This is a genomic window from Pseudoalteromonas sp. P1-13-1a, assembly GCF_001401875.1.
GTDB lineage: Bacteria > Pseudomonadota > Gammaproteobacteria > Enterobacterales > Alteromonadaceae > Pseudoalteromonas.
Window position 1 is genome coordinate 88027 of the sequence record NZ_LKDV01000005.1, and the last position, 26042, is coordinate 114068.

22 protein-coding genes and 1 pseudogene are annotated in these 26042 nt (G+C 41.0%); 13 read left to right on the forward strand and 10 right to left on the reverse strand.

Going from position 1 to position 26042, the window contains the following annotated elements; genetic code table 11:
• Positions 1–41 precede the first annotated feature (41 nt).
• The 5 genes and pseudogenes from AN391_RS05550 to AN391_RS05560 all read left to right on the forward strand — a co-directional run bounded on the left by AN391_RS05550 (position 42) and on the right by AN391_RS05560 (position 3747).
• The gene (locus AN391_RS05550) at positions 42–1115 is read left to right on the forward strand and encodes an amidohydrolase family protein (protein ID WP_268795559.1); all 1074 of its coding nucleotides are present in this window, start codon (positions 42–44) and stop codon (positions 1113–1115) included.
• A gap of 38 nt (positions 1116–1153) precedes the next feature.
• Positions 1154–1249, forward strand: a pseudogene (locus AN391_RS20880) (hypothetical protein); the annotation flags it as partial.
• A 201-nt stretch (positions 1250–1450) separates the two neighbouring features.
• Complete coding sequence (locus AN391_RS20760; protein WP_235576472.1) at positions 1451–1894, forward strand: CIA30 family protein; 444 nt, start codon at positions 1451–1453, stop codon at positions 1892–1894.
• A 27-nt stretch (positions 1895–1921) separates the two neighbouring features.
• The gene (locus tag AN391_RS05555) at positions 1922–2962 is read left to right on the forward strand and encodes a histidine kinase (protein WP_055014475.1); all 1041 of its coding nucleotides are present in this window, start codon (positions 1922–1924) and stop codon (positions 2960–2962) included.
• On the forward strand, positions 2959–3747 hold the full coding sequence (locus AN391_RS05560; RefSeq protein WP_055014476.1) for a LytTR family DNA-binding domain-containing protein: 789 nt from the start codon (positions 2959–2961) through the stop codon (positions 3745–3747). Before AN391_RS05555 ends, AN391_RS05560 begins: the two co-directional genes overlap by 4 nt.
• Positions 3748–3763: 16 nt before the next feature.
• Here the strand turns inward: AN391_RS05560 and AN391_RS05565 are convergent, their stop codons facing one another.
• Positions 3764–4174 (reverse strand): hypothetical protein, encoded by a 411-nt coding sequence (locus AN391_RS05565; protein ID WP_055014477.1) that lies wholly within the window; start codon positions 4172–4174, stop codon positions 3764–3766.
• Between the two features lie 183 nt (positions 4175–4357).
• Here AN391_RS05565 and uvrA point away from each other — a divergent pair, with 183 nt between their 5' ends.
• Positions 4358–6940, forward strand: coding sequence for an excinuclease ABC subunit UvrA (gene uvrA / locus AN391_RS05570; RefSeq protein WP_055014478.1), 2583 nt, complete (start codon positions 4358–4360; stop codon positions 6938–6940).
• A 50-nt stretch (positions 6941–6990) separates the two neighbouring features.
• On the opposite strand, the gene AN391_RS05575 is transcribed toward uvrA, so the two are convergent.
• Positions 6991–7608, reverse strand: a complete 618-nt coding sequence (locus tag AN391_RS05575) for a LysE family translocator (protein ID WP_055014479.1) — start codon at positions 7606–7608, stop codon at positions 6991–6993.
• 67 nt (positions 7609–7675) lie between these two features.
• The gene (locus AN391_RS05580) at positions 7676–10141 is read right to left on the reverse strand and encodes a prolyl oligopeptidase family serine peptidase (RefSeq protein ID WP_055014480.1); all 2466 of its coding nucleotides are present in this window, start codon (positions 10139–10141) and stop codon (positions 7676–7678) included.
• A gap of 165 nt (positions 10142–10306) precedes the next feature.
• Here AN391_RS05580 and AN391_RS05585 point away from each other — a divergent pair, with 165 nt between their 5' ends.
• The 3 genes from AN391_RS05585 (at position 10307) to AN391_RS05595 (ending at position 13847) form a co-directional block, all read left to right on the forward strand.
• On the forward strand, positions 10307–11284 hold the full coding sequence (locus tag AN391_RS05585; RefSeq protein ID WP_055014481.1) for a LacI family DNA-binding transcriptional regulator: 978 nt from the start codon (positions 10307–10309) through the stop codon (positions 11282–11284).
• Positions 11284–12513, forward strand: a complete 1230-nt coding sequence (locus AN391_RS05590) for a glycosyltransferase (RefSeq protein ID WP_055014482.1) — start codon at positions 11284–11286, stop codon at positions 12511–12513. The genes AN391_RS05585 and AN391_RS05590 overlap by 1 nt, the downstream gene beginning before the upstream one ends.
• Positions 12514–12620: 107 nt before the next feature.
• Positions 12621–13847: a threonine/serine exporter ThrE family protein gene (locus AN391_RS05595; RefSeq protein ID WP_082422665.1), complete on the forward strand. Its 1227-nt coding sequence runs from the start codon at positions 12621–12623 to the stop codon at positions 13845–13847.
• A gap of 56 nt (positions 13848–13903) precedes the next feature.
• Here the strand turns inward: AN391_RS05595 and AN391_RS05600 are convergent, their stop codons facing one another.
• From AN391_RS05600 to AN391_RS05610, 3 genes are all read right to left on the reverse strand, one after another.
• Positions 13904–14962, reverse strand: coding sequence for an alcohol dehydrogenase family protein (locus tag AN391_RS05600; protein WP_055014533.1), 1059 nt, complete (start codon positions 14960–14962; stop codon positions 13904–13906).
• Between the two features lie 11 nt (positions 14963–14973).
• Positions 14974–15480, reverse strand: a complete 507-nt coding sequence (locus tag AN391_RS05605) for a TetR/AcrR family transcriptional regulator (protein ID WP_055014483.1) — start codon at positions 15478–15480, stop codon at positions 14974–14976.
• Positions 15481–15876: 396 nt separating this feature from the next.
• Positions 15877–16872 (reverse strand): transposase, encoded by a 996-nt coding sequence (locus AN391_RS05610; RefSeq protein WP_055014484.1) that lies wholly within the window; start codon positions 16870–16872, stop codon positions 15877–15879.
• A 327-nt stretch (positions 16873–17199) separates the two neighbouring features.
• Between AN391_RS05610 and AN391_RS05615 the strand changes: the two genes are divergently transcribed.
• The gene (locus tag AN391_RS05615) at positions 17200–19107 is read left to right on the forward strand and encodes a tetratricopeptide repeat-containing diguanylate cyclase (RefSeq protein WP_055014485.1); all 1908 of its coding nucleotides are present in this window, start codon (positions 17200–17202) and stop codon (positions 19105–19107) included.
• 10 nt (positions 19108–19117) lie between these two features.
• Here the strand turns inward: AN391_RS05615 and AN391_RS05620 are convergent, their stop codons facing one another.
• Genes AN391_RS05620 through AN391_RS05630 form a run of 3 tightly spaced genes read right to left on the reverse strand, consistent with a single transcriptional unit; the run spans position 19118 to position 19929 of the window.
• Entirely contained in the window at positions 19118–19336 is a 219-nt protein-coding gene (locus AN391_RS05620; protein WP_055014486.1) for a DUF6500 family protein, read from the reverse strand.
• A 26-nt stretch (positions 19337–19362) separates the two neighbouring features.
• Positions 19363–19620, reverse strand: a complete 258-nt coding sequence (locus AN391_RS05625; RefSeq protein ID WP_055014487.1) for a hypothetical protein — start codon at positions 19618–19620, stop codon at positions 19363–19365.
• Positions 19621–19677: 57 nt separating this feature from the next.
• Positions 19678–19929 carry a hypothetical protein gene (locus tag AN391_RS05630; RefSeq protein WP_055014488.1) on the reverse strand — a complete coding sequence of 84 codons (252 nt, stop codon included), beginning with the start codon at positions 19927–19929 and terminating at the stop codon, positions 19678–19680.
• A gap of 313 nt (positions 19930–20242) precedes the next feature.
• Here AN391_RS05630 and AN391_RS05635 point away from each other — a divergent pair, with 313 nt between their 5' ends.
• The gene (locus tag AN391_RS05635) at positions 20243–20668 is read left to right on the forward strand and encodes a hemerythrin domain-containing protein (RefSeq protein WP_055014489.1); all 426 of its coding nucleotides are present in this window, start codon (positions 20243–20245) and stop codon (positions 20666–20668) included.
• Between the two features lie 85 nt (positions 20669–20753).
• Here the strand turns inward: AN391_RS05635 and AN391_RS05640 are convergent, their stop codons facing one another.
• Positions 20754–21167, reverse strand: coding sequence for a hypothetical protein (locus AN391_RS05640; RefSeq protein WP_055014490.1), 414 nt, complete (start codon positions 21165–21167; stop codon positions 20754–20756).
• 345 nt (positions 21168–21512) lie between these two features.
• On the opposite strand from AN391_RS05640, the gene AN391_RS05645 reads away from it, so the two are divergent.
• Together AN391_RS05645 and AN391_RS05650 are read left to right on the forward strand one after the other, a co-directional pair.
• Positions 21513–23867, forward strand: coding sequence for a TonB-dependent siderophore receptor (locus AN391_RS05645; RefSeq protein WP_055014534.1), 2355 nt, complete (start codon positions 21513–21515; stop codon positions 23865–23867).
• A gap of 21 nt (positions 23868–23888) precedes the next feature.
• On the forward strand, positions 23889–26042 hold the full coding sequence (locus AN391_RS05650; RefSeq protein WP_055014491.1) for an FAD-dependent oxidoreductase: 2154 nt from the start codon (positions 23889–23891) through the stop codon (positions 26040–26042).

Here is a 26042-nt window from a genome sequence, read left to right on the forward strand (position 1 = left end):
TCAACAAAACGCCAAATACCTATTTGATAAGGAATATAGTCATGAACATTATTACAAAAACAGTTATCGCACTGAGTTTAGTAAGCCACTTTAGTGCGTATGCCATCGACCTGCGAGTCGACAACATTCGTTTATACCAAAGTAGCTCGCAAAGCTTTTCTAAGCCAAGTTCGCTGTATATTGATGACGGTAAAATTGTAAGTATTACTAAAGCGAGCGACCCACTACAAAACGCCGACAATACTATTAATGCCAACAACCAGTATGCAATACCCGGTTTAATTGATTTACATGTACATTTGGGTTCATCGGGTAGTAACTTTTCTGAGTTTCAGTATTTGCCGGTTAAATCGCACTTTAATTCTAATTTGTATTTAGGCGTAACTAATATTGTTGATTTGTTTTCGTTTGAGCAAACCCTAAACGAAGCCGCACAATTAAAAAAAGCCCAAGTGACCCCTAACCTTTTTTACGCAGGTACTTTGTTTACCAACCCTGGCGGGCATGGCACGCAGTTTGGCGGGCAAGCTTATGAAATTGCAAAAGATGAAGACATAGAAGCGCTATGGGAAAAACATATAAGCACTCACCCCCATGTAACTAAAGCGGTGATAGAAACCTTTGGCGGTGTGGGTAAATCGTTAACTGATAGCCAGTTAAGCGAATTAGGTAAGCGCTCTAAGGCCGCTAATTTACCGTATTTTGTGCATGTTTCTACACTAGATGATGCTAAACGCGCTATTAAAGCGGGTGCAACGGCTTTAGCCCACGGTATTAATAGCGAAGCGATTGATGATGAGTTTATTACGCTTATGAAAAAGCATAACGTAACCTACATTCCTACCCTTGCGGTGTATCATAACCATAGCGATGAAAAGCATAATCATACTATTAGCTCACAAAAAGAGTTACTAAAAACCATTCCCGAAAAGCTTCAAGGGTGTTTGTTTGAAAACGTGCCTGCACCTTCAAAATGGAAAGAGCACGCGTGGGATGAACGTAACACCGCTTATACAAATATACAAAAATTACATAAAGCTAATATCACTATTGGCACAGGCTCTGATGCCGAAACCCTTACACGCTGCACGGTACTGGGTTACACAACGAGTTAGATGCACTTAAAAAAGCGGGCCTAACAAATGGTGAAATAATTAATGCGGCAACGGTTAACGGCGCAAAGGCTATTAATAAAGCCAATAGCATTGGCAAGCTGGCTAAAGGCTTTGAGGCAAGCTTTGTACTGCTTAAGCAAAACCCGCTTGATGATATAAACCATATTCACACTATCTCAGAGGTTTACAAATCAGGTATACAAGTAGACCGCCCAGCGCTTATTGCTCAAAACAAAGCCATAAAGCCAAAAGGCCCTGCTTGTAATGAAGTAATAAAAAGCAGCCAAGCGCAGCATGTTATTGATGATTTTACCGGTGATACACCATGGCAAGCCTTGAGCGACTCGGTTATGGGTGGTCAGTCTGTGGCAACACTTACTACGCATAAAAACAGCTTAACCATAGATACAACCATTACAAAACCAACCAGCTTTGGCGCGTGGGCAGGCGCTGAAATAAAATTTACATCGCCGGTTGATGCCTCTGCATTTAAAGGTATTCGATTAACCTATAAAGGTTCAACCACGCCTTTTGCTATGTCTGTTTATCATAGTGATGTAAAAGATTGGGATCACTTTAGTGTACTTTTAAAGCCGCGGGATGAGTGGACAACGCTTGATATTCCCTTTTCTACTTTTAAACAATTCGGCTTTGGTAGTCCCGTTACGTGGTCGGCCACTCAATTAACTGGGGTTAACTTAATGTGGCGTAAAATGCCAGGCACAAGCAATGAGCCACTAAAAAATACTTTACAAATCAGCGAGCTAACTTACTTTTAAATACGATGCAGTCAAAACACAAAGTCTTTGGGTTTTGACTGTTTTTTGTTATGGTTTAATCACTTACAAAAAGAAGCACCTATTATGCTCAAACATCCTTTCTATAAATACAGCTTTTTTATTCTACTTATAATAGATATTGCTTATGCCATTGGGCTCATAATTGCTAACTCTGCACCTTTTACTGCGGGTAGTGCACTTGCTGCTACCGTGTGGTTTGTTACTTTTTACTGGGTGCCGGTATGGAGTGCGGCAGCGGTTATTTTTTACATGCGCAATAAGCATATTCATAAAATAGCGTTTGAATGGGTAATTGCGGTTGTGTTTATGGCACTCGGTAATGTACTTACTGATACAGTGCTCACTGCGCTTTTTGAAGGGCATAAATCCATGGGGGTATTTGTTGTATTTAACGGCTTACTTTGGGGCTCGTGTATTTACTTTACCAGTATTTTTATTGAGAGCAAAAAGCGCGCAACAGCCGAAAAACACGCACTTAAACAAGCCCAACTTGCTACATTGCGCTACCAGTTAAACCCACATTTTATGTTTAATAGCTTAAATACAATTTCGGCTTATATTCATACAAAGCCCGATTTAGCCGATGAAGTACTGCATGAACTGGCTGATATTTTAAGGTACTCGCTTGATACTGCCGAGCAACAGCAAATACCTTTACAACAAGAGCTGACAATAATAGAAAAGTACCTAAATATTGAAAAAGCACGCTTTGGCGATAAGCTACAGGTTAATTACCACATTCCTAGTACGCTTAAAAACATATCGCTACCACCGCTGCTTATTCAGCCCATAATTGAAAACGCCATTAAACATAATGCCAAACAAACGTCGTTAATACTTAATATAACGCTCAGTGAGCTGCCTAACGGCGTTAAAATACAAATTAGCGATAATGGTAAAGGGTTTTCGAGCGAGGTAATAAAACACGGGCATGGCAGTGGTGTAGGGATGAAAAACATACTAAAACGCGTTAAACAACTTGGCAAAAGTAAGGTATTCCTCAGCAACAATAATGGTGCAGTGGTTACGTTGGAGCTAACACTATGAGCAATAAAAGCCAGCCAAATACAGCCGCTAAAATGCGCGTATTATTTGCTGAAGACGAGCTTCCCGCTCGCGAAAAATTAAGCCATCAATTAAGCTTAATGGAGCATGTTGATGTAGTGGGTATGGCTACAAATGGTAAAGAGGCCATAACATTAATAAATGAGCTAAAGCCTGATGTGGTATTACTTGATATACAAATGCCTGAAATTAACGGCTTAGAACTTATTGATTTACTTAACTACCAGCCCATTATTATTTACACAACCGCGTATGACCAATTTGCGATTGAAGCATTCGAGAACGCCTCAACAGATTACTTACTAAAACCTTTTCCTATTGCTCGGTTAAAAAAAGCACTCGCCAAAGCGCAGCAGCAACTTGAGCAACAGCGTGCCCACTGCCAAGTTAACAGCCAAGAACACGAGCAAACCTTTGCATTAACCGAAAACACATTAAATAAGTTAATTAGTAAAAGTGGTGAGCGTATATTTTTACTCTCCCCAGGTGACATTAAATTTATTAAATCGGAGCAAGGTAATAGTTTGGCATGGAATGGCGACACATTTCATCATTTAAGCGATACGCTCGACCAGCTTGAACATGCCTTAGTAGCAAAAAACTTTGTGCGAATTCATCGAAGTTATTTGGTTAACGTTGACCACATTAAAGAAATACAACGTTGGTTTAACGGTAAGCTAATGGTGATTGTAAATGATGATATTAAATCTGAGCTAAGCACAAGCAGAGCCGGTGCCGATAAACTAAAGCAATTACTACACATTTAACGTATCTAAAAATGCGTTACTGATCATTGCTCGAATACACACTTAAAATAGGAAACTTATATTCCGCAAACGATACCGTTACCGACTGTGTTTGGTTGCCATTAAAGCCTAACTTAAATTCATTGGGTGTTAGCCTGCTGCCATCTGCAAACAGCGCTAATAAATGATCCTGATTAAGTTCACGCTTGCCAGAGGCTAAATTAGTAAGGGTAATAACCGCCCAACGCTCCCCTTCTTCGTTGCTCATAAGTACATAGTTTACAATTGAAAAGTCAGACTTTTTAGGCGTTATATTGTTATCGTTTGGAAACGACAACTGCATACTATTTGGTATGGCTCGGTCTACGTTTAGTACATTATTTTGCGCTGCAAACACATTGGCGCAAAGTATTAATAAAAATAATAAGCTAAAGACAATTTTTGCCACACTTAAAGTCCTTTTAAATTTAGATGCTTGATTAAAATTTATACTCGCAGTTTTTACCTATTATGTAAACACTCTATTAAAAGCTCAGTAAATTAACTAAGCCCTCATTCAGTGTCACCCCATTAGTATTAATACTTTGCGGCACGTTAATAAACACACGGTTATTAAACAGGAGTAAATTACATGGCAACCACACCTAAAAATTCACATGAGGTTAGTAACGCGCAATCGGCTTTATTAAACCCAGAGCACAGCATTCAAGTACGAGGCGCGCGTGTTCATAACTTAAAAGATGTGGATGTAAACTTGCCCCGTAATTCACTTGTTGTTTTTACCGGTATATCAGGCTCGGGTAAATCATCGCTCGCCTTTGGAACATTGTTTGCCGAATCGCAACATCGCTATCTTGATTCGGTATCCCCTTATGCACGCAGATTAATAGACCAAGTAGACGAGCCTGATGTAGATTCAATTGAAGGGCTGCCACCCGCGGTAGCCCTGCAACAACAACGTGGTGCACCCTCGGTACGCTCATCGGTGGGTAGTGTGACCACTATTTCTAACGCGCTGCGAATGCTTTACTCACGCGCAGGCGAATACCCCAATGGGCAAAGCATACTGTACGCCGATGCGTTTTCGCCTAATACGCCACAAGGCGCCTGCCCAGAATGCCACGGTATTGGCCGTGTATTTAACGTAACCGAAGAGCTGTTAGTGCCCGACCCTACTAAATCAATTAAAGAGCGCGCTATAGCCGCATGGCCGCCAGCTTGGCAAGGTAAAAACCTAAGCCGTATTCTCACCTCGTTAGGCTACGATATTAGTAAACCGTGGAATACCCTGCCTAAAAAAGCCCGTGATTGGATTTTGTTTACCGACGACACACCCACAGTGCCCGTGTTTCCTGAGTACACGCTTGAACAAACCCAAGCGGCGATTAAAAATGAAGAAAGCCCTAGCTACATGGGTACATTTACAAGTGCTAAACGCTTTGTTTTACAATCGTTTGCCAGTACGCAAAGCCCACGCACTAAAAAGCGCGTATCGCAGTATATGCAAATATCACAATGCCCGCAGTGCGAAGGTAAAAAGCTTAAAAAAGAGTCGTTATCGGTTAAAGTTTCGGGCCTTGATATAGGTGAGATTTCGCAATTAACACTCAATGAGCTGGCAGATAAATTAAGATTTGCCGTTAATAACCCCGCTAAAAGTAACGCAGCAAACCCCGAAAAAGCCATAGTTGCAAAGCGTATAGCAGGCGACATTCTTAAACGCGTAGAAGCACTCACCAAACTTGGTTTAGGGTATTTATCGCTTGAGCGCACCACTCCATCGTTATCGCCGGGTGAATTACAACGCTTAAGGCTTGCAACGCAAATTCGCTCAAAATTATTTGGCGTTGTGTATGTGTTAGATGAACCTTCGGCAGGTTTACACCCTGCCGATACACAAGCTTTATTAGCCGCATTAGATGAACTAATAGCCGCTGGTAACTCAGTGTTTGTAGTTGAGCACGACGTAAGTGTTATTCGCCATGCCGATTGGGTGGTTGATGTAGGGCCAAATGCGGGCTCCCGTGGCGGTAATATTGTTTATAGCGGCCCTGTTGAGGGCTTAAAGCAAATTAGCAGCTCACACACGAGCCAATACTTATTTAAAAATAACGAATCTCAGCAAGCTCAATTACAAGGTAAACAACGCCCAGCAAAAGCATGGCTTACGCTTAAAAATGTTGAGCGTAATAACTTACAAAAGCTTAATGTAGAATTTCCGCTTGGGGTTATTACAAGTGTTACAGGAGTCTCTGGCTCAGGTAAATCAAGCTTAGTAAGCCAAGCGCTTGTTGAGCTGGTTTACGATGCACTAGGGCAAAAATTGCAGCCACAAATACCTACCGATGAAGCCGAACTGCTCGAGCAAGAGCTCGATATAACAACCGGCGGGCAAATAACTGGGGGCATTGAGCACATAAAGCGCCTAATAACGGTTGATCAAAAAGCCATTGGTCGCACACCTCGCTCAAATCTTGCAACTTATACGGGTTTGTTCGATCACGTACGTAAACTGTTTGCCAATACCAAAGAGGCAAAAGCACGTAAGTACGACGCAGGCCGTTTTTCGTTTAATGTTAAAAAAGGACGCTGCGAAAATTGCGAAGGCGTAGGCTTTGTAAGCGTAGAGCTGTTATTTTTACCTAGCGTGTATTCGCCTTGCCCTGTGTGTAACGCCAAGCGCTACAACCAAAAAACACTCGAGATTACCTATAAAGATAAAACCATTGCCGATGTACTTAATTTAACCGTTGAGTCTGCGCATACATTTTTTGCCGATGAACCCGCTATTTTACGTGCGCTCAATGCGCTTTTACAAGTGGGCCTTGGCTATTTACGTTTAGGCCAACCTGCTACTGAGCTTTCGGGCGGCGAGGCCCAGCGCATCAAACTTGCCACAGAGTTGCAACGCACACAGCGCGGCGATACGCTTTATATTTTAGATGAACCAACCACAGGCCTACACCCAAAAGATGTAGCTATGCTAATGACGCAGCTAAATGGCTTAGTTGATGCGGGCAACACCGTCATTATGGTTGAGCACGATATGCAAGTAGCCAGTAACAGTGATTGGGTTATTGATATAGGCCCAGGTGCGGGCGACGAAGGCGGAGTAATAGTTGCACAAGGTAAACCTGAAAGCGTCGCTAAATCCCCAAAAAGTAAAACGGCACCATTTTTAAAAGCGCAGTTAAATGACGCACGCGCTAATTAAAATGTTAAAAGCAATATGCATAATATAAAAAGAGCCTAGGGCTCTTTTTATTAGTCTAAGGCTAACCAAACGCCTACAAGCATCATTAAACTGCCTGCTATACGGTTCATCCATTTAATATTATCGCCTCGGGCTAAAAACAGACGCAGGCTTTTACCACCCGTTGCGTAAGCTAACATGCTTACAAATTCGGTTACCATAATTACGCTAAGTAAAATCACTAATTGTGGCGCAACGGCCTGATCAACATTAATAAACGGTGGGAGTAGTGAAATCATAAACGCCCACCCTTTAGGGTTAGAAACAGCGGTAATAAACCCTTGCGTAAAAAGCGACTGCCTACTTACATCGGTTGGGCTGTGTGTATTAACCGACATTTTACCTTTAGCGCGCCACATATTTACGCCAATATAAATTAAGTACGCGCCGCCTACCCACTTTAGAATAGCAAACGCATCAGGGTAATTTAGCATTACACTTGCTACACCGAGTACCGCAGCAACGGCAACGGTTGCTACGCCTAATAGCTCACCTATCATCATCCATAAGGTTCGGCGCACACCTATGCTCATGCCGAGTGTCATGGCAAGGGTCATACACATACCTGGAGTAATAGACACAAAAAAGAACGTTGGAATAAAAACCGCAAGTGCTGCTACATCAATCATTAAATTACCTTGTATTAAAAACAAAAAACGCGGCTATAAGTAGCCGCGTTGCTGCTTACTTATGTGATTACTCTTGCCCAGTACTTGCCACTGGCTCAGTAATTACTTCTACTGGCTCTGCTGTATCATTTAACAAATACTTATCTAGCCACTGCTCTTGTTCCCACAGTACATGTAATAAACTTTTACGTGCGCGGTAGCCGTGGGCTTCGTAAGGAAGCATTACTAAACGAGCGTCTTTACCTAGGCCTTTAAGCGCAGCGTACATACGCTCACTTTGCATTGGGAAGGTGCCCGAATTCGGATCTTCTTGACCATGGATCATCAGCATTGGCTCATTGATTTTTTCAGCGTGAAAAAACGGCGACATATTAGCGTATACACTTTGAGCTTGCCAAAAATCACGTTCTTCACCCTGAAAACCAAACGGCGTTAACGTACGGTTATACGCGCCACTGCGGGCAATACCGGTTTTAAATAAATCGCTATGTGCTAATAGGTTTGCCACCATAAATGCACCGTACGAATGCCCTGCTATAGCTATTTTGTTTTTATCGGCAACACCTTTTTTAACCAATACATCAACCGCTGCTTGTGCACTTGATACTAACTGTTTTCTAAAGTTATCGTTTGGTTCACTGCCATCAATGCCTACAATCGGCATTTTAGGGTCGTCAAATACGGCAATACCTTTTGCAAGGTAAGGCATAGGGCCCCAATAGCCAATGTAGGTAAATTCGTATGGCGACTCACGCACTTGTGATGCTACGGCTTTATCTTTGTATTCAAGCGGGTATGCCCACATAAGTACGGGTAACGGGCCTTGGGTTACATCGTAACCTGGCGGTAAATAAAGCGTGCCAGAAAGCTCAACGCCGTCATCACGTTTGTAACGTAGCTGCTCTTTTGTTACGCCTTTAAATGCAGGGTACGGATGAGCAAAGTTAGTTAGTTGGGTAAGTGTATCGTTATCTAAATCACGAATAAAAAAGTTAGGTTGCTCGGTTTTAGACTCGCGCACAGTTATAAAGCGCTCGCCTTCGTCGTCAAGCAATGCACGAACGCGCTCGTAGTATGGCGTTTGTGACTGCCATAAACGCTTGCTGCTATTTGTTTTTACATCGTACCTGTCTAAAAACGGAATATTACCTTGCTCTGATGCGCCATTGCCGCGCAGGTACATATAGCGCCCACCAACAATTTTAATCACGTTGGCGCCTAAATCGTTGCGCTCGTATATAAAGCTACCTGGGTTTTTATACGCATCGTTATAGCTTCGCTCTGAAAACAGCACGCGGTTTTTATCGGCATTACGCGGTTGAATAACAAATGTGCGTACTTGGCGGTCGCTAAAGCGCCAATCAACAAGCATGGCAACATTTTGGTTCCCCCACTCAATACCTGCAAAACGGCGCTCTACTTTAGCAAATAATTTAGGCTCGCGTTTAAATGGCGCACGTAAGCTGTAAATATAATCATGGTGCTTAACATCGGTTTTCATGTCACCGCCATCTTGCGCCTCGGCCCAAATAACTTCAGCGCCTTGATCCGCGCGCCATTCAAAGTTGCGTCGGCCAGTGCGGACACTGTCGTAGCCTTGTGGAATGTTATCGGCAAGCGGTTGTTTTACAAGTTCGGCTAATGCGTAACCGCGCATTCCCCATATTTGCCACGTACTGGCAAAACGGCTGTAAGGTACTTGATACGAAAACGGCTCGTTTATCGCAGCAACTAATATATTGGTTGAATCTGGCGATACCGAAAACGTTTTAAATAACGCTGGGCTACCAATAGCTTGTGTATTGCCATCAAGCGTTACATAAGCTAATTGCCCTTGGCCGTAAAATTTAAACTGTGCTTCGTCAAACGGGCTGGTTAATAAGTTTTGATAGGTACGCGCGGGGGCTTTTTCGCCGGTACTTTGCTGTATAACCGGCACTACATTTTGACTGCTGTTTTTTAACGCGGGTTTATCTATATTAACTGCTAAATTTGCCACAAGTGCGCTGCTATCGGGTAGCCATTGGTAAGGCGTAGCGGTAATAACCGAGTTAAGCGCTGCGTTTGAGAGCATTTTTGCTTGTTTTGTTTCTACACTGTAAAGCCATAAATTTGCTTGGCTTTGTTGCTCTACAACAAACGCTAAATATTTACTATTAGATGACCATTTAGGCGAGCGAATAATACCGTTTGGTAAATTGTTAATATTAATAACGGTGCCGCTTTGCACGTGCTTTAGCTCAACTGCGCTGTATTTTGCGCTAACACGTGAACGCGAAAAGTTAGTCGGGTTAAGTTTAATACCCGCAAGTTTGAGCTCATCTTTGGCAAGCTCATCTAGTGTTACTACGCGCTTTCGCTCAAATAAAGCAAGCCACTGGCCATCGCTCGATAAAAAACTAGTCGGTGCTAATTTGGCATCTACCACAGCAGCAAGCTCTGGCGAAGGTGTTTGATAGCCTTGCTCAGCATAACTGCTTGGCATTATTACAACACAACAAATAAAGGCAACTAACAGCCTAAATGCGTTCATGTTTTTATCCTTTTGTTATTTTTAAGATTATAAAAGGTATATAAACATGTTTTGCCCTGTTCATAAAGTATTAAGCTTTAAATTGCAGGGCTAAAAGATGACTTAAATGCATTATTTACGCTACACTACGCAGCTATTTACTCATTACTGTGCGCTTAAAATTCCATGCCTAATAAAGCTAAATCGGTCACTATTTTTGATGTTGCTCACCACGCGGGGGTGTCTAAATCGACTGTGTCGCTGGTGCTTACGCACAGCAATAAGGTAGCCGATAAAAGCAAACAAAAAGTGTTACAAGCCATTGAAGAGCTAGGCTATGTGTATAATCGTGATGCTGCAGCTATGCGCTCTGGGCGCACTAACTTAGTGGTTGTAGTAATTGACAATTTAACAAACCCGCTTATGGCATTGCTTGCTAAAAATATAGAGCAGGCTTTAAGCGAGGCTTTTTTTCAAGCCATTATTGTTAGTAGTAACAACAGCGTAGAGCGCCAAACGCAGCTAATAAATAATTTAAAAGAATACAAAGTAGCTGCATTTATAATTTGCCCTGTGGAAAATACCTGTGCACAGTGGCTCGACAACCTTACTACTGCCTACCCTGTCATTAGCCTAATGCACGAAGTGGCCTACAGCTCAGCCCCGTGTGTTTTGCCCGACTACACTAAAGCAAGCCACCTAGTCACATTGCAGCTAATAAATGAGTCGCCTAAAAACATGCTGTTTATAGGGGATGAAAGCTTATCGGCACAGGCTTTATTAAGTGGCTTTAATAGCGCGTGTCAAAAACACAATATAACCCCCGAGCCTGCAATTACGTGCACAAAAAGCACCCCATTACATGCTAAGCAAGTATTTAGTAACACATTACTTAATAAGCCGAGTATTGACGCGGTAGTATGCGCTAACACTGTTATTGCACATGGCGTTTTAAGCGCCGCCCCGCATTTAAAAAACAGTATAGTGAGTTGCTTACATATTCCTGATATTACCGAAATGCAGCCTCGCTTTACTAGCGCTAATATAAGCACACAAGAGCTTGCTAAGCGCAGTATTTTAGTGCTGCAAGAACAACTCCAAACACACACAGCACCAGTAAAAACGCTGGTAAATGTAAACCTTCAAATTAGAGAAACACCGTAATGAAAAAAGTGCTGGTAATTGGTTACGTATGGCCAGAACCAAATTCGTCTGCTGCGGGTACGCACATGATGTCGTTATTAAACGCGTTTAAAGCGCAAAATTGGCAAGTAGAATTTGCCACCCCAGCACAACGCACCGAGCACATGGTAAACCTAGACGAGTACGGTATTACCAGCCAAAGCATAGCCCTAAACTGCGAAAGCTTTGATGAGTACGTTAAAGCGTACAATCCAGATATAGTGATGTTTGACCGCTTTATGATGGAAGAGCAATTTGGCTGGCGTGTAGACAAACATTGCCCTAATGCCATTAAAATTCTCGATACAGAAGATTTACAATGCCTACGAAATGCGCGCCACGAAGCGCATAAAGGCGAGCGCGAGTTTACCACCAACGATTTACATTCCGACATAGCAAAACGCGAAATAGCGGCTATTTTGCGCTGCGATCTCAGCTTAATTATTTCAAGCTACGAAATGGAATTGCTCAATAGTGTATTTAAGGTCGAACCAAGCTTATTACACCATTTACCGTTTATGGTCGATTTAAGTGCATTACCTAAAACCACAAAAAGCTTTGATGAACGCGCGCACTTTATGACCATAGGTAACTTTAGACATGCCCCCAACTGGGACGCCGTGCTGTATTTACAAAAAATATGGCCGCTTATTCGCAAGCAACTACCAAAAGCCGAGCTACACATTTATGGCTCTTATCCGCCCCCAAAAGCAACTGCACTTAATAACCCTAAAACAGGGTTTTTAATAAAAGGCTGGGCCGACGACGCCTATGAGGTAATGCAAAGCGCGCGCGTGTGTTTAGCACCGCTTCGTTTTGGCGCAGGTATAAAAGGCAAGCTGCTAGAAGCGATGATAATGCAAACGCCCAGCGTTACCACTAATATTGGTGCAGAGGGAATGCACAACGATTTACCCTGGCCTGGTAAAGTGGCTAATAATACCGACGATTTTGCAAATGCAGCCGTTGAGCTTTACACCAATCAAGCCGATTTTGAACACGCGCAACAAGCTGGCAAAACACTACTTAATACCCTGTACGACAAAGTAAAATTAAGCACGGGGTTAATTAATAAAATTGACTCAATAAGCAAGGATTTAAAAGCGCACAGGGAAAAAAACTTCACAGGACAAATGTTAAAACACCATACTATGCGCAGTACGCAATATATGGCGCAATGGATTGCTGAAAAAAATAAAAAATTAGATTAAAAATGACTAGACTCCTACAAATTTGTGTTTAAAATCGCGCCCATTACAAATGGGCGTTTTAGCCTATACTTTTAGCTAATTTATTTACTCACTGGTCCATACAAGATTTGAAAACTGCAACCTTTACTGAAAAGCGCAAATTTATCGTTAAATTAGGTAAAATGCTACACAAGTACGGCACCCCTGCGTACCGTTTAGAAGCACACTTAATGGAAGTGGCCACCTACTTAGGGCTTAAATCGTCTTTTGTTATGTCGCCAACTTCAGTAACGTTTGTAATTTGGACTGATGGCCACGAAGACGAATACACCCACGTGGCACGCGTAGACCCGGGCGATCACGACTTAGGCTCACTAGCCGATACCGACGATTTGGTAAATCAAATGCTCGACGACAAGCTCACTTTACAAGAGGTTGATGCCCAGCTTGATGCCATTTACGACATGCCAAATCCGTACAACAAACTCGTAACCGGTATTGCGTTTGCAACGTCGGGTGGCGCGTTTGCTATGTTAATGGGCACCAGTTGGACAGACGTTATTTGGTCTGGGTTACTCACCTTAGTTGTATATTTATTTGTGTTATGGTCAAGTCGCTCTAAACGTGTTGCACATATGCTTGAGCCACTTGTAGCCATTATTTCAGCTATATTAGCTTGTGCGGTAAGTGTGTATATAACCCCCGAAATTAATATACGTTTAGTGGTGCTTTCAGCCATTATTGTATTTATACCAGGCCTAGCCCTTGCACTTGGTTTAGCCGAACTTGCAGCTAGGCATTTGGTGTCGGGAACTGCGCGGGTAATGGACTCGTTTATGCTATTGTTTAAATTGTACTTTGGTGCATTTATTGGCATAGGCATTGGCTTTGCCATTTTTGGCCAAGCAGACTTTGTGCAACCTGAGCCTCTTCCTAAATGGACTGCTTGGCTAGCAATACTTCTGCTTTGTAGCAGCTTAGTTGTTATATTTAGAACTAAAATTAAGCATGCGGGCTGGTCTATCGCATCTGGTTTTATAGCCTATGGCACGAGTATTGGCTCAGCAATGTACCTTGATTATACGTTAGGTACATTTGTTGGTGCGCTCTCGGTTGGTGTATTTAGTAACTTATTTAATCGCGTTGCAAATGCCCCAGCCTCCATTGTTGCCATGCAGGGCTTAATTGTACTGGTACCCGGCAGTAAAACTTATATTGGCTTAAACTCGCTTATTGAAGGCCAAGATTTTGTTTATGCTGAACATATAGGCCAGCAAACGTTTTTAATATTTATGTCGCTTGTAGCAGGGCTCATATTTGCAAACGTGGCTTTACCGCCTAAAAAAAGCTTATAAACTCGTTACAACTAATAAGCCCGTTAACTTTGTAACGGGCTGTGTTGTTTAAACTGCTATTCGTTATGGGGGATGGTTAGTACAATTTTTCCTACGTGTAGTTTTTGTGCAAACACCTTTTGCGCCGTAACAATTTCACTCAGTGGGAATGTTTGCGCCACTATGGGCTTAATTTTTTCTTGTTCAATAAAGTTAACTAAGCTTTTAAATACCTCAGGCTCTATAACTGTACAGCCAAAAAAAGTTAGATCTTTTAAGTACAAAGTACGTATATCAAGCTCTACTAATGCCCCGCCTATAGCGCCCGACACCGCATAACGCCCTTTTGGCTTTAATACTTCCAAAAGCGTCGGCCATTGCTCGCCAGCAACGAGGTCAATTACTACATCAACACTGTTTTTACCTATAGCTTGAATTAAATCATCTTCACGAAATATAACCTTATCGGCACCTAACTCTTCAAGCTGCTGTGCCTTACTTTTACTTGTAATAGCAATAACAAAAGCACCACGCGCTTTAGCTAATTGCACCGCCGCAGAGCCAACCCCGCCCGAGGCCCCCGTAATTAAAACAGTTTCCCTTGGCTGTGGGTTTGAGCGAAATAGCATGTTTTCGGCTGTAGAATATGAGCACGGAAAAGATGCCAGCTCAGCATCACTAAAGTTACTATTAATTTTATACGCATGAATAGTGTCAACGCGAGTAAACTGTGCAAAACCACCATCGCACTCTGAGCCAAAGTACCACGGTGCTTTTAGTGTTTCGCCGTTAGCTTTAATTAAACATGGCTCAACTATTACTCGCTCACCAATACGGTTTGGATCTACGTTTTTACCAACAGCCACAATCACACCGCACACATCTGCTCCCTGAATACGTGGAAAAACAAACGCATCACCAGACCAACTTGCATCGTCCTTACTGCTTTGTTTTTTAGCGTACCAAGCTGTGCGAGTATTAAGATCGGTGTTATTAACACCCGCCGCCATAACTTTTATTAGTACATCGGTTTGTGCAAGCGTTGGCAGCGGTAAGTTAGTTGCATACTTTAATACATCAAAATCGCCATGTTCGGTAAGCTGTACGCCATGCATTGTAGTAGGTAAATTTGCCATTAATAGCTCCATTATATTAATTTAAGAATACTGTTTTTTGCTGATGTTACCGCCTCATCGCCCATAACTGGCCACGCACTCGACACGCCTTCGTGTAACAAAAACAGGCTACTAGCCAATGATGAATTTAACCCTTGCTCACCTAGCAGTTTTTTTACGTCATTTTTATGAGTTTGCACCGCATGGCTAATAGCTTCATCCTCAGGAAACGCCGACAGCGCATTGATAGATAAACAGCCGTTAGGCGCAAATTCCACCATCCACCCTTTTAGCTGATCAAACATGTGCAAAACCGCCTCTAAGCCCGGAGCCGGCACATCTTTGAGTAAAAAATTAATATAGCGATTATGGCGGTACTCTAGCGCAGCAATGATCATTGCCTGCTTTGACGGATAGTATTTATAGAGAGTGCGCAAACTAACGCCACTGAGCTTTTGGAGCTTAGCTACGCTTGGCTCAGCAAAACCATGTTGACTAAAAGCCACCTCAAGCGCAGCTGCTATTTCTTGTTTTAGCATAGTGTTCAACCTGTGTAGAATGAATGCTCTACTTAATATGGTAGAGCATTCATTCTACATGTCAACCAATACAGATTTATACAAAATAATTACTTTGACACCCATCTTAAAATTTAAAAAATAATAACTATGACACCCATTATAAAATTAAGATGAGGAAAGCCCTCGAGTTCAAATATAAATAATAATATGATGACACCCATTCTAATTATTTATAACAAACAATGTAGTGAGAAATATTTGGTTGGGGCTATATGTTGAGATGTTGAGTGGTAATAGAGATGTTTAAATTTATAGACTTGAGCTTTTTATCGTAATCTTATGGCCATTAAGAAACTTAACGCAGCGTAAAAGCTCAGCAAAGCTAAGTGACATACTATTTATTTAATGGTTTTATTAGGCTAATAATTTTTTACTGTTTGAATAGCTAGGCCTTCGCTTAATAGCTTGATGTTTACAATAACTATCTAATGAGCTTACACGCCCCACCGCTCCATAAAAAATGTTGCCAAATTTAGTTGTAAGTTTTAACCAGTTCTCTGGCGCTATATTCAAACGTATCAATAATTCAGGTGTTGAATGCGCAATAAAACCTATTTTATTAGCACGAACACACCGGCCTGTTAATTCAACTAACTCTAAATATGTTTTTAATTCGAATGGTAAACCTTTTGGCATGTATTTTTTGGGTTTACCCGCAAAGCGTAATAACTGTTTTGGCTGCTTAACTTTTAACGACTGGTCGCTTTTAGAAGCAATTAATTGTATGCGTTGTTTTACGCTTGTAAAGTGCGAACCCTCAGGCGTGACAGCCGCTTTGGCGCGTATTGGGTTTAAATCTACATATGCCATGCACGCTAACAAAGCAGCTTCATCTAGTAACGCTTGAGATTTAAACCGTCCTTCCCAAAACCGGCCTGTGCAGCCATCTTCTTTGTTAGCTCGCCTTGCAATATTTTCATTCAATACACGCATAAACCAACTAATACTACTTAATCGTTCACGGTACTGTTTTATGCTTTCGTTTAAAAACCAACGCTCGGTAGCCGATAGCTTCTCACCACTTGTAAATTTATGTGTGATAGCAGTGCCTTTAAAAAGCTTATGCCAACGAATTGCTATTGCTCTATCGTTTAACCTATTCGCCTTATTATCATCTACATGCAACACTATATGAGTATGATTACTCATAACGGCATATGCACATACATCTATACAAAAAACCTTTGCGAGGGTGATAAGCTTTTCCTCTACCCATTCTCTTCGATGCGCATAACTTTGCCCAGTAAAGGGGTCTTCACCACACAAATAGGCACGGCGAACACAACGGGAAATACAGTGATAATATTTTGTATCTGCCAAACTTATTTGGCGCTTACGAGCAATAGCCATTACAAAACCCTGTTTATCATTTAATCTAAAGCGTAGTTTGAACCAGTGTTTTATACAATTATCTAATGGGTGTCTTTTTATTATTTAGGTAGGTGTCTAAATTAGTTTTTAGATGGGTGTCATGACTATTATTTTTAGATGGGTGTCATGTCTATTATTTTTAGATGGGTGTCATGACTATTATTTAGTAAATCCCATACTTATTTGCGAGATAAGGCTATATTTAATGTTCGCGATGAGACTGTCCGAATAAAGTATTAACTTATTATTTACAAGCAATGCTATAGTTAGCCAATTAGATTTAAGTTTTAATTCAGAAAACAATAAATGACGAACAATACAATAACAAAAATCAACCCGTTATGCCTTTGCTTGTTCGGGCTCGTTTTATTTTTAATTACCAGTTACTCATCATTTGCTAATAGTTCTTCACTAATTTCATCTGATATAAAGTCAATCCAAAGCCTGCTGGCTGATATAAAATCCAACAAGCTAGATTACCTTTTGCACCAAAAAGAGCTAACCTACGCTTATAATTTCACTAAACATACAAAGCACAAACAGTTGCACCTTGAAGCGGCAGCCTTATATTCAGAGCTACTTTTTAGGCAAGAAAAATACACCGCACTGAGTACTCATTTACTTGAGTACTTAAATAATACTGATCTTATTAATTATAAAAGTAGTCACCTGCTACTTTTAGAGGTTCAGCTTAAGCTTTATGCAATTAACAAAGAGCTAAGTAATGCGCAATCGCTTGCTAAGCAGCTTCAAATCCAGGTAAAACAACTCGCTCCTAACGAGCAAATTATTGTTTTTCGGGCTATGGCCTATTACTACACCGAAACCGACGAACTTAAAAAAACATTAAGCGCAGCATTAATAGGGTTAGAGTTTGCTATAAAAGAAGAAGACATAGCCTCGCAGGGCTACTTTTTCAGAAAAATTGCCGACGCTTATAACTACCTCTATAAAGATGATAAAGAAAAAGCCATTTATTATGCCCAAAAAGCGGTCGATGCCTACGAGCAAACAAACGATGGTCTATTTACTGCAAAGGCTTATTGGAGCTTAGGAAATGTATTACTAGAGGTCGGTCAGCCTAAAAACGCGCTTGTATACTTAAATAAAGCGCTGGCTTATTTTAGTAAAGTTAATATGAAAAAAGGGTTAGCCTTTGCTCAATATTCTATTGCAAATATTCAATACCTGCAGGGTAATTACGATACGGCTTTAATACTCGCAAACAAAAACATTGCACTTGCAAGCTCCGCCGGCATTAACGATATGCATTTAGCCTCAATGATTTTATTATCAGACATTTACATTAAACAAAATTTATTAAATAAAGCCAACCAAGTAAACGACGAGGTATTTTTAAATCTCGATAAATTTAGTCGCAGCATTTATAAGGCTGATTTTTTAAGCAAACGCTATAAATTAAAGCGTCAACTTAACTACACCGAGGATGCCTTTCACGCCATTGAAGATGAGCTTGCTTATACAATAAAACATTACGAAGCCACCAGCGAAACCAATATAAAAACCTTGCAGGTTAAATTTGAAGTAAAAGAAAAAGAAGACAAGATTTTACAGCTAGAATACGAAAAAAACATAAACAAATTGCAAGCTACAGAAGAACACCAACAAAAAATAATTTGGCGGTTAAGTGCATCTATTGCCTTTATTGTGGTGTTCGTATCGCTATTTTTATTTTACCGACAAATGCGCCAACGTAAAAAATACCATGCTATAGCATTAACCGACTACTTAACTAACAGCCTAAACCGACGTGGCATTTTGCAAAAAGCTGATGAGTGCTTATCCCAGCAGAGCCTAGCAATAGCTATTGTCGATTTAGATTACTTTAAAGCTATTAACGACAAATTTGGCCACGATATAGGAGATTTAGTACTTATAAACTTTGCTCAAGCAGCAAAAGACACTCTAAATACTACTAACAAGTTTGGACGCTATGGCGGCGAAGAGTGGCTATTTGTTTTAAAAACGCAAAATCGCGATAAAATAAACAACTTTTTCAAAAATCTTGAAAATAAGTTAGCGCAGTACTGCAGCGATATTGAAGCATTGCCAAGTAAAACATACATTACCTTTAGTGCTGGTGTGGCAATAAGTCATGCTAAAAGCGACTCACTAAGTGAGCTCATTAAACGTGCAGACCAACAGCTCTATAAAGCAAAAGAAAATGGCAGAAACCAAATAGCAATCGCGTAAATATACGTTATTACTGCCCTTCTATAATCATTTGTTTTATTTTTATCGCTTTTTCAAAGTGATCTAACTTATGGGTGTGTATCCACCACGTAGCGGCTTGCATCAGCAGCTCTGGATTGTCGTTTTTATTTGCAAAAAAAGCGTAAAAAGAAAGACCTACGTTTTCGCCTTTGGCTGCTATTTTTTTATCGCATACAGCTATAATTTTTGCTTTTAGTTCTTCCTGCATACATACCTTATTTAATTGTATTTTAATTATCTAAATATACCGTTTAAAAAACTAACAATTAGCTGTAAAAGACTTCTATCAACAATACTATGATTCTCAAACTCTTTATTAGGCGTATTTACTTTTGTAGCTTTGCATTCATTATTTAGCGGCTCATTTTTATGTATATTGGTTTCATAAGCTATATCAGCTTGCTCCATACATTTTGCAGAGCCCGCATAAGGCTTTGCCGCACAGCCCGTTAAAAATATACTCAGCAATAATAAAGCTAAAACCGCTTTCATCATCAATCCTATTTTATGCACCCTTTTGCTTTAGATTATAGCTGTAAGTTTGCTTAGTTAGTCGGTTATCAAAACAAGTAGATCAATAAAAAACACACCTACTTCATCTACAAAAGCGTCGTCTTTAGCATCCTTTTTTATTTGAGCGCTAATACATTCATTGTAAACCTTTAAGCTTGTTTGAATTCCCTTTAGCTCGGTCATTTCAGCTTCTTCTCTACATAAACGGCTACTGTAATGCGATGCTGTAGTACATGCATTTAATAACACACACAATATTAATGCTGTAGTGGGGCTTTTTAAGTTCATCCTTAAACTATCCTAATATCTAAAGTTTTATAAAAAATATATAAGGCGAGTATTTTCAACTCGTACCTAAATAATGCGCCACTTTAACACCCCTTTAAAATACCCAACCAGTAAAAATATGTAAGCTTATGTAGCGTGATAAGCAACCTTCTTCTTTTAATCTGAAAAAATTGCAGCTTTTTATGTGTAAAAGTTACAGAGCAATTCTATAGCAAGCATTTATAATTCATTTAATTCATATATATCAACAACTTAAACTTTGGCATTTCGCTTGCTTTTAAGTTTGTAAAGCAATTACAGCAAGGAAAGAGTTATGAATATTTTTGAAGCACTACGTCACGATCACGACAAACAACGCGAGTTAGTAGATGCTCTTATTCAAACGCACGGCGATACCACTGAACGCCACAAGCTAATGGACAAGCTAAAAACCGAATTAGAAGATCACGCAAAATTTGAAGAGCGTTATTTTTATAACCCACTTATGTTTGAAGATTTAACACATGAAAAAGCACGCCACAGCGTTGCCGAGCATCATGAAATTGACGAACTAATAGAACAACTTGAAGACACCGAAATGAGTTCATCGGCGTGGTTAGTTGCAGCTAAAAAACTGCACCACTTAGTACATCACCATTTAGATGAAGAAGAGCATGAGGTATTTCAATTAGCGGGTAAAGCCCTAACTGAGGGGCAAAAAGAAAGCCTAGCTAAACAATATAACGATGCCATGCATTAGTTTTAACTTAAACCAACTTCCATACACTCCCTTGTGTACTTATTGGTTATAAGCCTTACGGCTTATAACCATTTTTTTTGCTCTGCTACTTAATTGTAAATTTAACGTCTTGCTCGCGTAATAGGTAAAGTGCAAAACAGGCTGCCCACATTGGCCACGCTGTAAAAAACAATAAATTATTAAAGCCATCAATATACTGATTATAAGATGAGAGCGTAGATAAGCCGTGCATTACAAATATAACGCCATAAGTAAGGCGTTTTTTAATACCCGCTAAAAAAGCCAATACTAATATAAGCTGTAACGCCCCCAGTACATACGCAACCATATCTGTAGAGCCGCTGATCCCATAAAAGTGCTCAAAAATTCGTGCGCTGTGCCCTGGGTTAACAAACTTATCGAACGTCCACATAATCATTACAATAAATACGCCAAGGCGTAGCGAAAAAAGCGACCATTGCAGACGATTTTGAAAGTCAGTACCTGTTGTACCCGTCATAAAATTTCCTTAAAACTAAATAATCTAATGTGAAACTAGCAAGACCGCTTAACACATATTTTATTTCATTTTATGCATAACTTTTTAATAAATTGGGTGCGCTGCATTGTGCTTAAATGCGTATAAAACCGCTATTTGTAAGTTACAACCTTATTAAGACAATAACTAACTACAGCATTTATTAAACAATAAATAGTGCTTAAAACTGAATAACGCTTTAAAGCAATATGCTAGACTTTTAACGTTTCGTTCTAAAAAACAAAAAGAATTAATAATTGCTGAAAGTTATTCACAAACCTACAGGTCTTTATTGCCACATTAACACTAACCAAAATGAGAACCCTTTTGAAACATTCATATTTGGCACTTTTTATAGCTGCTTCACTCACACCTAATTTTTATGCTTATGCGGCACAATCTGTAGCTAATACCGACTCAATTGAGCGTATTGAAGTAGCGGGCCAAACGATTAAATCTCAAGGGCTTTCTGTAAAAGATGCCACTATTAACGGCCCCTTCGGCGACAACCTAGCATTGCAAGATATAGCTCGCTCAGTTACGCCTATTTCAAGCGAGCTGATAGAGCAATTAAACATTACAACCCTACAAGACGTACTAGCAGTTAGCCCAAACACATACTCTGCAAGTGGCTTTGGTGCGCCAAGTTTACCGACTATTCGTGGCCAACTGGGTGAGCTTTATCAAGATGGTACACGCCGCCAAGCAGGTAATAACGGCTTTGGTGTGCCGTTATCGTTCAACTCTATAGAACAAATAGATGTAATAAAAGGTGCCCCGCCGGTTTTATTTGGCTCAAGCCAACGTAACGGTGGTTTTGTAAATTTACATTCTAAAGCTGCTTCTACAGATGAAAGTAAGGGTAAGGTTAAGCTCTCTGCAGGACGATGGGATCAATACAGCGCCCAAGTAGATTACACAGCGCCGATTATAAAAGACAAAGTTGGCCTTAGAGTAAGTTACGAGCACCTCGATGAAGGCAGTTACTACGATTACTCAGGCACTAAAAGCGACAGCTTCTTTGCAGCACTACGGATATTACCAGACGACAAAAGCAGTTGGGATATTAACTTTGAGCTATACCAAGTTGAATTTACCGATAACGCCGGTATTAACCGCCCTACCCAAGCCTTAATTGATGATGGCCTTTATATTACCGGCCAAGGCGTGCAAGCCAATGGCAGTACCGTACCCGCAGCGGGTTCTATTGTGTCGCCTACTGGGCAAGTAAAAATAGATCGCAGCACCGTACTTACCGACCCTGATAACCAAAACGAAGCAACAACCTACTTAATTCACAGCATTTATAAGCGTGAGCTAAGCGCTAATGCCTCACTTAAAAACATTACGTATTTTCAGCATTTACAGCGTGAAGAAATAGCCCAAAACAGCTTTGTAGAAATTATAGACGGCGCTGATACAGCGCAAAACCGAACGGAGCTTACGTACCGCTGGAACAGTGACCAGCAAACAATTTTTGCTTTTGACGTGCGCTACAATAAAGTGCTCGGCTACAGCCAATTTACTACCGAGGCCGACTTACCAATTGATTTAACAGGCCCACTTTCAAACCGCCGCATTCCTTTAACCGATGCACAAAAGGCGCGTTTAGTAGAGCTAAGTCCTGGTGTATTTGTATCGCCTGGCGGCCAATACGATTTAGATAACGATGGCAGCGGCGACTTTAACCTATCAGACACCACCGACTCACGTTCATGGCAAACAGGGCTTGCTATTCAACAAGACTCAGATTGGGGCGATAAACTTCATACTAGCGTGGGTTACCGCGTTGACTTTTACGATGTAGCAGCAAACGACCCTATTGCACCACAAGGCCAAGTTGCTGCAAGCGATAGCATTAACGAAACCCTGCATTCTGGCCAAGTTAGCTTTAATTATAAATTAAATGCCGATTACACCACCTATGGTACAGCAAGTTATAACGAAGCAACATCAAACAGTATGGCTGGCGGTACATCGCTTGGCAGCGATAACACCATTAGCGCACAAAATTTTGCAACCGAAAACACATTAGTTGAGTTTGGTTTAAAGTACGCCCCAACCGACAGCGATTGGTACGCTGATGGCGCGGTATTTAGCCAGCGCCGCAGTTTACGTAATCGCGACGGCAGCAATACAGGTATTCGTACTACAGGTTTTGAAAGCCAAATATTTTACGATGCTTACCCTTATTGGCTAAGTGCGGGTTATAGCTACATAGATGCTCGTTACGACAATTCTGCAAGCAGCCAAGATTCTGCTCAGGTAATCGATGCGTTTGACAATTCGCGTCCAGATATTATTGCAGGTACCGGTGTTGGCGCGCCAAGTTTTACCGCGTTTGCACCTTCAAACCGCCAAGTTCAGGGCATTCCTGAGCAGTCGTTCAGTTTTAACGGAAATTATTCAATTAATTCGAAATGGCAAATGGGTTTTTCAGGTCTATATACAAAGAGTTACCCATTAGACTTTTTGGCAACAGTTAAAATTCGTGATCAATATACACTAAACGTTAATACTAGCTACGCATTTACGCCTAGCACTAAGTTGCGATTAGATGTAAACAACGTCACTAATCAAAAAAACTGGCGCCCAGTATTTGAAGGTGGTTACTTTGGCGCAACGCTGGCTTTTCCAGAATTACCAATTAACGCAAAACTAACACTTTCACATAATTTTTAAGGACGTTTTAAGAGAGAGAACATGATAAAAAAACTATTTTTGATATTGATTGCAGCGGTCGTAATAGGCATGTTCTTTCACTTTAATTTACACCAGCTACTTACGCTTGAAGGCTTAAAAGGGTCGATGGATCAATTTAGCCAATATAAAGCGCAATCACCATTATTGGTTTTTGGGGGCTTCTTTTTATTATACGTAGTGGTAACGGCTCTTTCTTTACCGGGTGCGGCTATATTAACACTGGCCGCAGGTGCGTTATTTGGCTTAATTGAAGGCTTATTGGTTGCATCGTTTGCCTCTACGGTAGGTGCTACACTTGCCTTTTTAGTATCGCGTTACTTACTGCGCGATACAATTAAACAACGTTTTCCTGAGCGCCTAGACGCTATTGACGCAGGCGTTGAAAAAGAAGGTGGCTTTTACTTATTTACGCTTAGGCTAGTGCCAGTATTTCCGTTCTTTTTAATTAACTTATTGATGGGTGTTACTGCAATTAAAGCATGGACCTTTTACTGGGTAAGCCAAGTAGGCATGCTGGCGGGTACATTTGTATTTGTAAACGCAGGTACGCAACTTGCGCAAATTGAAAGCTTATCTGGCATTTTATCGCTCGATCTTATTTTGTCGTTCGCTTTATTGGGTGTGTTCCCATTTATTGCTAAAGGAATCCTAAACGTGTTTAAAAAACGTCGCGTATACAAAAATTACACTAAGCCTAAAAAGTTCGACCGCAACATGATTGTTATTGGCGCTGGAGCTGGCGGCTTAGTAACAAGCTACATTGCAGCAGCCGTTAAAGCCAAAGTAACCCTAATTGAAGCCGGCGAAATGGGCGGCGACTGTTTAAACTATGGGTGTGTGCCAAGTAAAGCCGTTATTAAAAGTGCTAAAATTGCTGAGCAAATTCGCCACGGGGAACACTACGGCCTTGAAAACGCGACGCCGCAGTTTTCGTTTAAAAAAGTAATGGCACGTGTACATAAAGTTATTGCCGACATCGCACCACATGATAGCGTTGAGCGTTACACAAACTTAGGTGTAGATGTGGTTAAAGGCTACGGTAAATTATTAGACCCGTGGACTGTAGAAATTAAACTTAACGATGGCGGCACGCAAACGTTAACTGCTCGTACAATTGTTATTGCAACCGGCGCACGCCCATTTGTACCTCCACTTCCTGGTATTGAAGAAACAGGCTATGTAACAAGCGATACATTATGGACTAAATTTGCTGAGCTAGATGAAGCCCCTAAAAAACTGGTTGTACTTGGCGGCGGCCCAATTGGGTGCGAACTTGCTCAAAGCTTTGCCCGTTTAGGCTCAAGCGTTACGCAAATTGAAATGGCTGAACGCATTATGATCAAAGAAGACCTAGAAGTGTCTACCTTTGCTCACGAAGCGCTAACCGAAAGTGGCGTAAACATTTTAACCTCGCATCAGGCACTGCGCTGTGAAGCACGCGATGGTAAAAAGTTCATTGTGGTAAAACATAACGATACCGAAATCGATATTGAATACGACGAGCTCCTATGTGCTGTTGGCCGAAGCGCTCGTCTTAAAGGGTACGGCCTTGAAGAGCTTGGCATAGAAACTAATCGCACTGTAGTCACTAACGAATACCTAGAAACGCTCTACCCTAACATTTTTGCGGCAGGCGATATTGTAGGCCCGTATCAATTTACGCATGTAGCCGCTCATCAGGGCTGGTACGCAGCAGTAAATGGCTTATTTGGTAACCTTAAAAAGTTTAAAGTCGATTACCGTGTTATTCCATGGACCACATTTATTGACCCTGAAGTAGCACGTGTTGGCTTAAACGAACAAGACGCTATTGATAAAGGCATAGATTATGAAATCACTCGCTTTGAATTTGAAGAGCTAGACCGCGCCATTACCGACAGCGCAACAAAAGGCTTTATAAAAGTAATTACCCCTAGGGGTAAAGACAAAATACTCGGTGTTACTGTGGTCTCTGAGCACGCTGGCGATTTAATTGCTGAGTTTGTACTGGCAATGAAACACGGTTTAGGCCTTAACAAAATACTAGGCACTATTCACAGCTACCCTACGTGGGCTGAAGGTAATAAGTACGCAGCGGGTGAGTGGAAACGCGCTCACGCACCTGAAAAAGTACTTAACATGCTTGAAAAATACCACACATGGCGCAGAGGCTAA

Excerpts from the sequence above, each read along its gene's own strand:
- AN391_RS05550 (WP_268795559.1), top strand. The coding sequence starts at position 42 with ATGAACATTATTACAAAAACAGTTATCGCACTGAGTTTAGTAAGCCAC.
- AN391_RS05560 (WP_055014476.1), top strand. The coding sequence starts at position 2,959 with ATGAGCAATAAAAGCCAGCCAAATACAGCCGCTAAAATGCGCGTATTA.
- uvrA (WP_055014478.1), top strand. The coding sequence starts at position 4,358 with ATGGCAACCACACCTAAAAATTCACATGAGGTTAGTAACGCGCAATCG.
- AN391_RS05575 (WP_055014479.1), bottom strand. The coding sequence starts at position 7,608 with ATGATTGATGTAGCAGCACTTGCGGTTTTTATTCCAACGTTCTTTTTT.
- AN391_RS05580 (WP_055014480.1), bottom strand. The coding sequence starts at position 10,141 with ATGAACGCATTTAGGCTGTTAGTTGCCTTTATTTGTTGTGTTGTAATA.
- AN391_RS05585 (WP_055014481.1), top strand. The coding sequence starts at position 10,307 with ATGCCTAATAAAGCTAAATCGGTCACTATTTTTGATGTTGCTCACCAC.
- AN391_RS05590 (WP_055014482.1), top strand. The coding sequence starts at position 11,284 with ATGAAAAAAGTGCTGGTAATTGGTTACGTATGGCCAGAACCAAATTCG.
- AN391_RS05600 (WP_055014533.1), bottom strand. The coding sequence starts at position 14,962 with ATGGCAAATTTACCTACTACAATGCATGGCGTACAGCTTACCGAACAT.
- AN391_RS05605 (WP_055014483.1), bottom strand. The coding sequence starts at position 15,480 with ATGCTAAAACAAGAAATAGCAGCTGCGCTTGAGGTGGCTTTTAGTCAA.
- AN391_RS05610 (WP_055014484.1), bottom strand. The coding sequence starts at position 16,872 with ATGGCTATTGCTCGTAAGCGCCAAATAAGTTTGGCAGATACAAAATAT.
- AN391_RS05615 (WP_055014485.1), top strand. The coding sequence starts at position 17,200 with ATGACGAACAATACAATAACAAAAATCAACCCGTTATGCCTTTGCTTG.
- AN391_RS05620 (WP_055014486.1), bottom strand. The coding sequence starts at position 19,336 with ATGCAGGAAGAACTAAAAGCAAAAATTATAGCTGTATGCGATAAAAAA.
- AN391_RS05625 (WP_055014487.1), bottom strand. The coding sequence starts at position 19,620 with ATGAAAGCGGTTTTAGCTTTATTATTGCTGAGTATATTTTTAACGGGC.
- AN391_RS05630 (WP_055014488.1), bottom strand. The coding sequence starts at position 19,929 with ATGAACTTAAAAAGCCCCACTACAGCATTAATATTGTGTGTGTTATTA.
- AN391_RS05635 (WP_055014489.1), top strand. The coding sequence starts at position 20,243 with ATGAATATTTTTGAAGCACTACGTCACGATCACGACAAACAACGCGAG.
- AN391_RS05640 (WP_055014490.1), bottom strand. The coding sequence starts at position 21,167 with ATGACGGGTACAACAGGTACTGACTTTCAAAATCGTCTGCAATGGTCG.
- AN391_RS05650 (WP_055014491.1), top strand. The coding sequence starts at position 23,889 with ATGATAAAAAAACTATTTTTGATATTGATTGCAGCGGTCGTAATAGGC.